Consider the following 12,786-nt stretch of genomic DNA (forward strand, 5'->3'; position numbering starts at 1 on the left):
GTTGTCGGATTTTTTATTGTGACTGTCTGACAGGGCTGGCAGGTCAGGCAGTGGACAGAAAATAACACTCTGTTTACGTGATTAATACAGGGCTGCAAAGTCAGGGGAAATGATAGGCGCGTAATTCTGAACTGAAACGCTTCAGCAAGGGGTTTTGTAACTAAATTTCTCGCAAAATCAAGGAATCAGGTCGTTATTCCTCCTCCAGGGCATTATCCAGCCATTGATGAGTAAATTGCGCCAGCGGCACGGCTTCAGAATAAAGATAGCCCTGACCAATCGTGATACCGCGGGCCAGCAGCCAGTCACGCTGTTCACTGGTTTCTACCCCTTCAGCAATGACATCCAGGTCAATAATGTCAGCAATGGCCGCCACGATACGCACCATCGTGTCGTCCTCAGGCAACGCGGCAACAAAGCTGCGATCCATTTTCAGTTTGTTAACCGGTAAGGCTTTAAACTGATGCAGGTAGTTAAGATTGGAATAGCCCATCCCAAAGTCATCCAGTGCAACGGCAACGCCGGTTTTTTGCAACATCCGCAGCAGGGAAATAGCCTGCTCAGCATCGCCCATTTGCGCGGTTTCGGTAATCTCCAGCACTAATGTGCCTGGCGCAATTGAATGGCGCACCAGCAAGGATTGCAGATGATTCACAATGCTGACATCGCGTAACTGAACGGCAGAAATATTGATACTCAGCGGGACCCTCACCCCATGGCGCTGCCAGCCAGCCAGAATGCGGCATGCTTCTTCAAATACCCAGCGGCCAATCGCTGAAATCACCCCGATTTCTTCCGCGCTGGCGATGAACTCTTCGGGTAATCCGTACCGGCCGTCCGCCTGACGCATACGCAGTAGTGCCTCCGCACCCGCCAGCCTGCCGGTGCGCATATCAATCTGGGGTTGCAAATAGAGGGCAAACTGCTCGTCGTGCAAGCCCTGTAAGATATCGTGTTCCTGAGTTAAGCGCTTTTGCGCCCGTTCGGTGAGGGCGGCATCAAAAAACAGGATCTGATTTTTGCCCTGACGACGGGCTGACATCATTGCGGAGGTCGCACGATCCAGCATCTCATTAGCCCCCGTCGTTTCATCTTCTTCGCTTAACGCCAGACCGATACTGGCATTGGGTCGCAGTTGTAGCTGATGCAGAGTGACAGGCTGATTAAGGCGAATCATCAGATTGCGGGCCAGCCGCATCGCGCGAAAGGGGTTGCTGGCTGATTTCATCAGTAAGACAAAATCACTGGTAGCAGTCTGTGCCAGCAATGTCTGATCATCAATGGTGCTGCGAATTTTCTCGGCCAGCGTCAGCATCAACGTATCGCGCTGTTCATCACTGAGTACACCATTCGCTTCCTGCAGGGTTTCGATGCGTATCACCATCACACTAAAAGCATGGCGACGAGCGCGGATAAACTGTTCCAGTAAAGCTAAAAACAGCGCCCGATTCGGCAGATCGGTGACGTCGAAATGCGTTGTTAACCGACTCATCTGATCATGAATGGACTCAAGCACCTGCTGGTTGCGGTTATAGCTGCGAATCAACATACCGATTTCATCGTCACGGTGATCGGCTGGCACAGACAGTTTGTGGGTCAGAATCGCCTGCGGTGGCAGTTCCTGTATTTCACGGGAGATACGGCGCAGCGGATGCACCACCAACCGGTTTATACACCAGCTAATTGAAACGGACAGGATGAGTGCTAGCAGCAAATAGGTGATGATCATCGTGGAGAACGTGCTCAGAATAAACTGGTAAACACGAAATGAATTCGCCTGCAGTACCAGATAAGCCAGCGGCTTCGGTAAACCGGTATGCTCAACAGAGTAGAGCGGTAAGGTGATTTGCACCGGCAGTTCAAAGATCCTGGCGATCAGTCTGGGAACGGGTTTTTCGTTTTCGAAGTTCGCATGCAGCGCCTGGAACGCATTCGGCAGCACCACATCAGCACGCGACAAAATCCCGGCGGGTTTTAACGAATTAAGAATGCGTTCAGCCTGAGGGATGTCCGCTTTCAGCACCGCTTCAGACAGCGGCTGACGCACGGTATGCGCGATATTCTCCATCTGCTGGGCGTAGTCGATTCTGCGCTGTTGCACAAAATGAAACAGTTGGATAACGATAAAAATGCTGATGGTCACTGTCGCAATCAGCGAGACTGTCGCCATCTGTTTTATCGTCAGCGATCGGCTTACGCGCAAAAATTCACTCCCGGCTCGTGACGAGCGTAGACATCAGAAAAGAAAAGCGCGTCAAGTATATCCTATCGCAAGATGTATTTGTGGCTTAAGGGGGCGGAAGCAGACGAATCGGAATTGCGGTCACGTCAGTGACCACAAGAAAAGCGGCATGCCGGAACAGCATGCCGCAGAGCGGGCATCAGGCGCTTAGTGCTTCTCCTGCCAGGCTGTCCAGGTCAGCAACTGGAGGCTGGCAGAAAAGTAGTTCTGCCCGGGCGACAGCTTGTCGCTCAGGTAGCCGGTTTGGTTCAGCACCAAATCCCGTACCGCTAGTAAGCCGCCGTCCATATTATAAGGGGCCGCCGTATTGGCCAGAACATCAAACCAGGCTGGCGTATTCGTGCGACTATAACCTTGCCAGAGGCGCTGAAAGGGGCCCAGCGCCAGGCTTTGCGGATCGTACCACCAGATGTTGAGCGGGACGCGAATCGCGTCATAACTGAATCGGTTTGAATAGCCCACCGCTGGCGCAACGGAACCATCCGCATTCAGCGCTACCCAGTCCAGCGGCAGGTCGCTGTTGCCGAAATGCATTTTGCCCAGCAAGGCCATTCCACCGTCAATCAGCTTATTCCATACCTGTAGATGGCTGCGCTGGCCAAACTCCTGCCAGGCAACAAACAGAAAATAAGACGGGTTCAGCACCACATAGCTGTTTTTGTTGAAACCCTGCGCACCGGGCATCAACACGGTGTAACCGCCGAAATTCGCCACATCCAGTTTTACAATGGCACGCTGAATGCGGTCTGATTCCTGTTGGTAATCTGCGACGTTCCACTTTTGCGCCGCACGCTGTAACGCCCAGGCAATTAACACATCGCCATCAGAAGCATTGTTTTTATCCGCTACCGGATCCTGTGCTCCGGGAATATAGCGCCAGTAGAACAGATCGTTTTGCGGATTTCGCAACGTGGTGCGCGTCCATTTCCAGAGCCGGTCAAAAGCCGCGCGGTCATCGTAGGCGACCGCCAGCAACATGCCGTAACCCTGCCCTTCGGTATGGCTGACATTATTATTTCCCGTATCAATAATGCGCCCGTCTGACTGCAGGAAGCGGCTTTTGTAGGTATCCCACCCGTTGGCCATCGCCTGAGCACTAAAAAACATCACCATAAAACAGACCAGAATTCCTGACCACACTGACTTAAGTCTCATCAGAGCACCTTATTGATATCGGAAATGCAACGTATTGCCGTCATTAAGCTCCAGCGTCACCGGTACGGCTTTATTGCCGCCCTGTCCCTGAAGCCAGCCGGAGAAAAGCCCCGCGAGAATGGCAGCAAATGCCGTCTGCCAGTCGGCGGCAGGCTGATAACTGTCGCCTGCGGGTGCAGCGTGGTGCTTAATTAAAATGGCACTATCCTGCGGCTGTAACTGAACAAACCCCCAGTTGAAGCGGGCCAGTTGCAGGTTACATTCACGCTCCAGATCCTGCACGGTACGGGCTGCGGGCAACGCATAACGTGCCGCAAGTGATTCACCCATGTTATATAAAAAAGCCGTGGCCTGCTCCTGGCCCGCGTTGGCAATCATGCCTTCGACCAGAACGCTGACCAGATCAAACCAGCCAGGCTGATGTGGGTGGCTCGGCCCACTCAAAGCTTCACTCATTAGTTGTCTCCGAACAGGTAGCGGAAATAGAGCTGCGCGCTGCTTTCGTTATAATCACCAAAGGTGTCATAACCCAGTTGCCCGCCAATCGTGACATCTTTATCGATTTTATAATCGGCACCTGCATGCAGGTTGTAACCTACACCGTTTTTACTGTTGCCCTCGTAGAAGGCGCTTTTGACATGCCCGTTGGCGGCCAGCGCTTCCAGCTGTGCCTGACGGGACGGATCGTTCGGGAAGTACGCACTCTTATCCTGGCTGTAACTCTGGTAACCCAACGCGCCGCCAATATTCACCTTCAGGTCATCGAAGGTGCGCGTGAAGTCGATCGGGAAGGAGATGGACGCATAATCCTGCGGGCTAAAATAGCCACCCTGTCCGTAGCTGAAGTAGCTGAGATTTTTTGAGAAATCCATCCACGATAAACTCATACCGACTTTAAGTTCACGATCGTCAGCATGGAATGGACGAACATAGACGCCCGCGTTGGCTTGCAGGTTGTTGTTACTGGCTACGTTTTCACCTACATAGCTGTATGCGCCAGCTCCGACATACATGCCGGCGTCGCCATTATCGTAGCTCAGTAAGGCATTACCGCCGTTTTTGGTGACGTTCCCCCAACGCTTGCCGCTGGATTTATCTTCAGTCCCGACATAGGACAGCAGACTGTCAGTAATCGCACGCCGTTCCCCGGTCAGGATAAGCGTCAGGAAGTCCGTGATTTTGGGCGACCACTGCACACCACCGACCAGCGTATTCAGGTCCTGGCCCAGCGGCGTACTGCCTAAATCCACTTTGTAGCTGTCGCCCTTAAGCGCCAGGCTTAGCTCAACCCCAGAGGCCGTTTGCGAATTGGTCGAGGCCGTCGGCACATCGTCCACTTTTGCGCCATTGGCCGCCACCACTTTGCCTTGTTCCAGCGCGTTGGTGCCGAAACGCCGCCATGCATCGCCCGCAGCGCTGCCCGCCGTCAGTGACACTGGCGTCATGGTAAAGTCGAACCGTGCGTCGCCGAACGGCACAGTTGAGAAAGTGAGTGGAGCTTTCGCTTCCGTCAGCTGACTCAGGCCCGACTCACCGTCACGTCCGCGTACCTGTACCGTGCCCTGTGCCCAGGTGCCCGTTTTTTCCTGGAGGGTTTCCATCATGGCATCAATATCATGTAACGTCTGAGCCTGCTGAGAGGGGACATTCGTCGTACTGGCCACGGTGGCATCCGGCGATGTGCCTGATGAGGCCGGCGCAACCTGCCAGGGCAATACCGTGCCATACGTCGACGGCGTGCGCCCAACAGGCGAGGTGCTGCGGTTCACAAATGGGTTGTCGGCGAGTGCCAGTCCGCCGATGGTTGGCGTGGTGCCGGGCTGCGCACCTTGCAGACCGATAATTTGTCCCCGCGCCGTTCGCAGATAACGCATGGCCTGGCTATGGTCGCCATTGGCTTCTGCCACCTGCGCGAGGAGCAACTGACGTTGCGGCGTCGGGTCGGGCGTCAGGCCACGGGCCAGTTCATTGGCACGCTGCACATCGTTTTGCGCCAGGGCAACATTGATCGCGCCAACGCGCGCGTCCTGCGACGGCGTATCCTGCGTCATTAAGTAGTCATAGACGACGCCCGCGTCTTTATTCATTTTGCCGTCCTGATAGAGACGGGCCATGGCAAACATTAAATCGCGGTTTTGTGGATCGCGCTGCAGCGCGCCAATTAACTTATCGTACGCGGCGGCGTACTGTTTCTGCTGACGCAGACGATCCACCTCGTTAATCAAATAGCCTTCACGCAAGTCGGCCAGTTGCTTAGGCGTACTGCGTGCCTGCAGCGCAGGCGTGCTCAGAAAACGTTGTGCTTCACTCTCAAGTCCGGCCTGGTTCAGCACGGCCACCTGTGCAGCATAGTCACCGGCATTGCCCTGAACACCCCGTTGCATATTGCCACGCACGACCGCTACGGCACCGGCAAGATCGCCGGCTTTTGCCAGTTTCTGTGCCAGATTTCCCGCATCAACCGGATTATCCGGCGGGTTGACGGCAAGGGCTTTTAACGTATTCGCCGCTGCCGCATCAGATCCTTGAGCCAGATACTGATCGGCCGTGGCCATTTGCAGATTAAAATTTACCCGCTGTGCCAGTTCTCGCATATCACGCGTTTGTGCACTGGCGGGAATACGGGCCAGCAATGCGCTTGCCTGCTGCCAGGCACCACTTTCGCTGGCGTTTAACGCACCAGCATAAAGCTCAGCCGTGCTGGCGCCGTCGCGCATCACTGGCTGCATCACGCTCGCCGCCTGGATTGAATCACCTTGCTGCCGATAAAGTCGCGCCAGATCAAGGCGTAACCAGCCATCCTGCGGATAGCGCTGAATGCCCTGCTGCAAGGTGGCGATAGCCGCACTGATGTTGCCCGCTGCCACCTGCCGCTTCGCCAACTGGCGAACAGGATCGACGCTGCTGCCACGCGGCGCCACACTTTGTCTGACGCTTTCTGGCAGCGAAGCCAGTAATGTATTGGCCTCCGCAGTGCGATTCTGCTGGCGTAACACATAGAACAGCCCTTCGCGCGCATTGCGGTTATCCGGATCGTTTTTTAAGATCGTGCGATAAGCCTGCTCAGCCTGCTCAGGTTGATTGCTTCGACGTAACACATCAGCGCGGAATAAGCCTGCTGCCACGCCTTTTTCGCCTTCCGCCTGAGTAAGGGGGGCGCTGAGTGCCAGTGCCTGCGCACTGTCACCGTTTTTAAATGCCTGTTGGGCGTTGGCTAACTGGGCATAAAAACGCGCATCAGCAGCCTGCTTCTGCCGATCGGCGCTCTGATCGCCGCCCAGTTGTGCCGCGCGCTGCAAGTAGTCCGCCGCCTCCTGATAACGGCCTTCTCGTTGAGCCACATAACCCATGCCAGCCAGCGCATCCGCATCCTGGGGGTTCGCCTGCAGCACTTTGCCAAAACTGGTTTCTGCGCTGTTCACATCACCGCTGTTCAGCGCGCTAAAACCTGCCCCCTTCTCCGCGCCGCCGACATTTTTACGGTAATAGTCCATCACCGCAGTATCCTGGGGATGACGCTGCTGCCAGGTTTGGTAAAGCGGCGCATCTGAAGCCTGGGGCCCCAGCCATAAAAGTGCCTGGCGAAGAGAGCGATCGGCATCCTGATTGCCGCTGGCCAGTGTACTGAGCAGCTCAATCCCTTCACGTCGGGTTGAATCCTGATATGTCAGTGCTTTTCCCAGCGCCAGTCTGGCCCCCATATCCTGCGGATGCTGAGCCGAAAACTGGCGCAATGCTTCAATCGCCTGCGGCAGCAGGGCACGGTCACCCGCCATGGTCAGGTAATATTCCGCAGCAACGCTGGGGGGCGGCTCATTGCCGCTAAAGGTATTGCGCCAGGTTTGCAAGGCCGCCGCGATATTGCCACTCCGCGCCTGCTGGCGAGCCAGGGAGAGCTGTGCCTGAGGAATGCTTTGCAGCTGGCGAGCGTTATCCAGTTCAGCCAGGTGCGGATCGTTGGGCGAAACCTGGCTGAGGCGCGCACGGTACTGCATCGCGCCCGCATTATCGCCACTTTGCTGAGAATAGAGCGCCAGCAGGTAAAGTGCCTGGGTGTTATCAGGCTCCACCATTAACACTTTCTGCAGGGACGCCTTCGCCAGATCATCGTGCGCTTTTTGATGCCAGTAGGTTGCCTGATCAAATAACGCCTGCAGCGCAGGATTGCTGCTCTCCGCTGCCTGAAGCGGCAGAGATAAGGCGATTGTCCCGCCCAGCACTAACGCGCGACAGATCCCGGCACTGATTTGGTTTTTATTCATTATTATGGCCCTTACTTCTTACCGGCATCGCGATTATCATTTGCCTGCAGTCGACGCGAGGCATGTCGTTTCAACATGGCCCACGCGGCACTGCCCACCACGGCGGAAAACAGCAGCGCAGCCAGCGCCATTAATACCGAGTGCTGGTTGGCATACCATACCACCATCATGTACCACGGCATTTCCCCACTGGGAAACTGCGGCCCAACCCGGAAGCTTCGGATGCCATTCTCATCGGTAATAATGGCAGTATCGCCTCTTACCGCCGCATTAATGCGGGCAGAGCTGAGGTCACCATGTAATCTCAGCAACTGGTCGTCACTGGTAGCAACCGCCATCACGACCAGACGATCCGGGTTCCATGTCGAGCGGTAACTCAGAAAACCACGCCAGGACTCATTCGAAGAGAAATAGCGATCGGCATCCAGTGGTTGACGATACCAGTCACCCATCAGCCAGCTGCGCAGTTTTTCAAGCGTGGTCGGTTCTTTCACACCCAGCGCGCTGCCGTTAGCGTCATAAGGCGAGTTTTCGAGCATTGCCTGATTGAATGCGCTGTTTCCGGTCGTGCTCACGGCCAGTAAATCCGTTTGCTGAACCCGTGCCAGGTTATTGCCGCCGTTTGGCAGACCAAACAACACCTGATTCTGTGCCAGGACAACACCCGTCGCATTTCCCGCGCGAGCGGACAGATTTAACAGCGTGGAAATTTCCGCATCGCTGGGCTGCCCGGGCAGCAGTAGTGTGGTTTGTGAAAAGTCCGCCAGACGGGAAAACGGAAACGAAGCGCCCACAAAATAGGACAGGTTAGGCAACATGCTAAAGTGCCGCGTGTGACTCAGATCGATCCAGGAGTCCTCTTCAATTCGGCTCTTAATATTGTTGTTGAGTAACACGCCGCAGGGCGCATCCGCCTTGGGCTTAATATTAAAATAGAGCGCCAGCTGGTTATCGCCATAAATCAGATAGGGATCGAGGTTAATCTGGTAATGCTCCTGACGCGCATCGCCACCCAGGCGGTGCCAGACGCTTTCCAGAAGCCCCTCTTTATTGACGGTCAGATTACGCAGGAAGGTTCCGTTCAGGGTGACATTAAGCAGTGAGTTTTTCTCATCAATCCAGGTCTCTGACGGAAAGCGGTAATGCAAATGGAGCGGAACCGTATCCCCATCCCACAAAAACAGATCGGGCGCTGCGCGGAAATTAACCCGCATCGCATCGTGCCAGATACCGGTTGCGGTAAGGCTTTGATCTTTGCGCAACAGCTGACCCAGACGGACAGGATGGAGCGTATTGATCCAGCGAGGCGCATCGTAAGGACTGCGACTGGCAATGGATTGCGGCTTAACCTGTAACATGCTGCCATCGGTAGTCAGGGGCTGGGTTGTCAGACGATTCGCGGCCTGGCGCAACTGATTTTCGTCTGCGCCACTCACCAGCAACAGCTTATACACCGGATTGCCTGGATTATCGACCATTTGCAGGGTGGGCCCTGAACCGGCAGGAAAGGTCAGTGTGCCAATCTTGTCACCGGGATGACCAAACAAGATGCCGTTTTTTTCCGGCAGCGTACCGCGGACGACCGGGAAGCTGATGCCGCGGTAATCACTTTGAATGCCCAACCAGGATGCCACCAGCACTGCCGCAGTGACCGTGTCGGGTGAAACGCTGTTGGTAAAGGCAAACGTGACATCCGCTGCGGTCATACGTTGCGGGTCAATAAATGGCCGCGGGAAGTTACGCAGGCTGGTACCAATATTTAACTGCTGGCCTTCAAGGCTCAACATCGTTTTGGGCAGAATAGTCACCTGATACTGTTCCGCACTGTCTTTTTCGCACAACAGCTTATCGGCGTCGTTAATTTTAAAACTCAGGTTGTTGTTGGACACGATCATGGCCGCCGGAATGTCCAGCTGGTAATCGCTTTCATCACTGTCGCCCGAACCTAACGGCAGCGTACCGAGCGGTTGGCCGTTTAACATTAACTGCAGAGAAGTATTACGTGCCGCCAGCGCCTGGGAAACGCGCAGCGACAGGTTAAGGCGTGCGTTGGTCACTACCTCATCGCCTGGCAACGTAAACAGGATACCCGATTGCAGTTGACCACCGGTCAGCGTAATCCCCTGCCGCTGCCCCATTTGCGCCACGCTCAGCGTGCTGCTGACGGGCTGATTGAGCATGCTGCTGGCCATCGCGGTCGCCGTAGCCTGACCCGGTGCATAAGGGGTTGCACCCGCCGCCGCTTCCAGGGCCGGTTCTGCGTTATCAAGCCCCGCCGGTGGCGGTACGCTCGACAGCGCGCTGCTGTCATGGGTGACGGTAGCAGGGCTGCTGGCAGACGGCGCAGCGGCTGTCCCGCCATTCGGCATCGCCGATCCGGAAGCCGCCTCATGAGTTGAGGTTGATACCGCAGGGTTCTCTGCCCCGGTGCTGGCTGCTGGGGCTGCGCTGTTATTCAGCCCGGCATTGCTGTCTGGCACTGGGCTGTTGTTTGGTGTGGTATTGCTATCCGGTGCAGTCCTCATGATCGGGGCAGCACTGCTATCTGGCACAGGGCTGTTGTTGATCACTGCGTTGCTGCCAGGTGCGGCGCTGTTGTTGAGGATGGTATTACCATCCGCTGCAGTCCTCATGATCGGGGCAGCACTGCTACCTGTCGCAGGGCTGTTGTTGATTACTGCGTTGCTGCCAGGTGCGGCGCTGTTGTTGAGGGTGGTATTACCATCCGCTGCAGTCCTCATGATCGGGGCAGCACTGCTACCTGTCGCAGGGCTGTTGTTGATTACTGCGCTGTTATTCGGCACCGCGCCACTTTCCGGTGCCGCGCTGTTGTTTAACACCGCATTGCTGTCCGTGGTCTGGCCGTTATTTACCGCAGTAAGGCTGGCGTTATTACCGGCAACGGGCGCCTCTGCCGACGCCGGCAGAGCCCACAATGCAGCCGAAAGCGACCCTGCAAGCATCGACTGTATCAACATTCTCATACTGCACTGTCCTCTTTCACCGCCACGTTTTGCGCTCCGCCTTTACGTTTCTCACGGCGATCTAACCAGGTCAGCCAGAACAGTTCGAAAACAGTACGAATAATGGTACCCAAAGAAGTAAGGGGGTTATCTTGCTTATATTCAGGCTGAATCCATGCATCCGCTCGCGCCAGTACCACACGCACCAGTTCGCGACGACGCGACAGCGGCATTGCGCCAAAGCTGAGACGAATGCTCTCTTCATCGCCGGAAATTTTGCTTGCCGGGATAGTAATCGTGCCGGATTTCAGCAACAGATCGATCTCTTCAATCGTGTCATGCTCATGACGGTTATCCGGTGCGTCCAGATGCGCGCCTCCCATTGAGAGATCGCTGGTCATAGTGCGCGAGGAAATACCGCTGGCGTAATGAATAATGGCCGGAATCTGCACCTCGATACGAATCGTTTTTCGTACCTGCTTGGTTTCACGCGCGACCGCAATCGCGGCCATTAAAATAATTAAGCTGAAGATCGCCCAGCCTACGTTAAGGGCAATCACGTAAGGATCGACACCAAAATAGTCATGCATCGTCGCACGCACGATACCCGCTACGATGCCAATGCTGAGCAATAGCGCAACGATGACGTGCGGGCGAACAATATGGAAATCGAAGAAGCCCTGATCCAGTACACCGCCTTTGTCCGTTACGTTAAATTTGCCATGCTTAGGTGACAGCAATGTCAAAATCGTCGGAATCACCAGGTGGAAACACATGACGGTTTCATAAATTTCCCCCCAGAAGGTGTAGCGGAAACGGCCATTCATACGCGAGTTTACCGACAACGACAGCACCAGATGAGGCAGGACATAAGCAAAAATAAGCGATGCTGACGAATGGATAATATTCAGATTGAACAACAGATAAGCCAGCGGCGCGGTCAGGAAGATGACGCGCGGCAGACCAAACTGGAAATGCAGCATGGCATTGAGATAGCAAAGCCGCTGTTGCCACTTTAAGCCACGACCCAAAAGTGGGTTATCGACGCGGAAAATCTGCGTCATTCCGCGGGCCCAGCGGGTACGTTGTATTACGTGCAGGCCCAGACGTTCAGTCGCCAGACCTGCAGCCAGAGGAATGGCCAGAAAGGCCGATCCCCACCCACGACGCTGCATTTTCAACGCCGTATGGGCATCTTCGGTCACCGTTTCGACGGCGAAACCGCCAATCTCTTCCAGCGCAGAACGACGAATGACGGCACAGGAACCGCAGAAGAAAGTCGCGTTCCAGTTGTCATTACCCTGCTGCACCGGACCATAGAACAGCGCACCCTCATTAGGAATACTGCGCGCTGCGCGCAGATTGCGTTCAAAAGGATCGGGCGAATAAAAATAGTGCGGCGTCTGTAACAGCGCCAGCTTAGGATCTTTCAGGAACGGGCCCACCGTTGCCTGTAAAAATGTGCGGGTCGCTACGTGGTCGCAGTCAAACACGCAAATCAGTTCACCTTTTGTGATCTTCATTGCGTGATTAAGATTACCGGCTTTGGCATGGCTGTTATCGTCGCGCGTGATGTAGCCCACACCCACGTCGGCCGCGAATACAGCAAACTCCCGGCGTTTTCCATCGTCAAGCAGGTAAACCTTTATCTTGTCACGCGGATAGTCAATGCACTGTGCGGCCAGAACAGTGTCACGTACGACATCAAGACTTTCATTATACGTGGGGATATAGACATCAACCGTTGGCCACAGGCTGGTGTCCTCCGGCAGGGGTTCAATCGTTCGCTTTAATGGCCATGTGGTTTGCAGGAAGCCGAGTATAAGGATCAGCCAGACATACAGTTCCGCAATATATAAGCCAATGCCAAGAATCGCTTCGATTTCAGAATTAAAATACAGTGTTTCCGTCGTCCGCCACCATATATAGCGGGATGACATCAGGGCGGAAAGAATAACCATCACTACCGTTATTTTACGGCTTTTACTGAACCCCAATAAAAACACCATACCAATGCTAATCAAGCCAAAAATATACTGTTTTTGACTATCCATCGGCGTGATAATAATCACCGCAGCAACAGGTGCAAGCACCAGCAGCAGCAGGTAAAACCCAAGTTTACCCATGACCCACCCTGAAAGAGCTGTTTTTTTTAACCTGCCGG

6 protein-coding genes are annotated in these 12,786 nt (G+C 54.9%); all 6 read right to left on the reverse strand.

Annotated elements, in window-relative coordinates; genetic code table 11:
• Positions 1-193: 193 nt before the first annotated feature.
• Positions 194-2,203 (reverse strand): biofilm formation regulator HmsP, encoded by a 2,010-nt coding sequence (gene hmsP, locus GC087_RS22250; RefSeq protein ID WP_263757234.1) that lies wholly within the window; start codon positions 2,201-2,203, stop codon positions 194-196.
• Between the two features lie 186 nt (positions 2,204-2,389).
• Positions 2,390-3,397: a family 8 glycosyl hydrolase gene (locus GC087_RS22255; protein ID WP_033737323.1), complete on the reverse strand. Its 1,008-nt coding sequence runs from the start codon at positions 3,395-3,397 to the stop codon at positions 2,390-2,392.
• Between the two features lie 9 nt (positions 3,398-3,406).
• Entirely contained in the window at positions 3,407-3,853 is a 447-nt protein-coding gene (gene bcsD, locus GC087_RS22260) for a cellulose biosynthesis protein BcsD (protein ID WP_162286643.1), read from the reverse strand.
• Entirely contained in the window at positions 3,853-7,659 is a 3,807-nt protein-coding gene (locus GC087_RS22265) for a cellulose biosynthesis protein BcsC (protein WP_039339203.1), read from the reverse strand. The genes bcsD and GC087_RS22265 overlap by 1 nt, the downstream gene beginning before the upstream one ends.
• 11 nt (positions 7,660-7,670) lie before the next feature.
• A complete protein-coding gene (gene bcsB, locus GC087_RS22270) occupies positions 7,671-10,643 on the reverse strand; it encodes a cellulose biosynthesis cyclic di-GMP-binding regulatory protein BcsB (protein ID WP_324029374.1) in 2,973 nt (990 codons plus the stop codon).
• On the reverse strand, positions 10,640-12,748 hold the full coding sequence (bcsA, locus tag GC087_RS22275) for a UDP-forming cellulose synthase catalytic subunit (protein ID WP_006121414.1): 2,109 nt from the start codon (positions 12,746-12,748) through the stop codon (positions 10,640-10,642). Before bcsA ends, bcsB begins: the two co-directional genes overlap by 4 nt.
• Positions 12,749-12,786: the final 38 nt, after the last annotated feature.

This window comes from Pantoea sp. JZ2 (genome assembly GCF_035191405.1).
In the GTDB taxonomy this organism is placed as follows: domain Bacteria; phylum Pseudomonadota; class Gammaproteobacteria; order Enterobacterales; family Enterobacteriaceae; genus Pantoea; species Pantoea stewartii.

Excerpts from the sequence above, each read along its gene's own strand:
- GC087_RS22265 (WP_039339203.1), bottom strand. The coding sequence starts at position 7,659 with ATGAATAAAAACCAAATCAGTGCCGGGATCTGTCGCGCGTTAGTGCTG.
- bcsB (WP_324029374.1), bottom strand. The coding sequence starts at position 10,643 with ATGAGAATGTTGATACAGTCGATGCTTGCAGGGTCGCTTTCGGCTGCA.
- bcsD (WP_162286643.1), bottom strand. The coding sequence starts at position 3,853 with ATGAGTGAAGCTTTGAGTGGGCCGAGCCACCCACATCAGCCTGGCTGG.
- bcsA (WP_006121414.1), bottom strand. The coding sequence starts at position 12,748 with ATGGGTAAACTTGGGTTTTACCTGCTGCTGCTGGTGCTTGCACCTGTT.
- GC087_RS22255 (WP_033737323.1), bottom strand. The coding sequence starts at position 3,397 with ATGAGACTTAAGTCAGTGTGGTCAGGAATTCTGGTCTGTTTTATGGTG.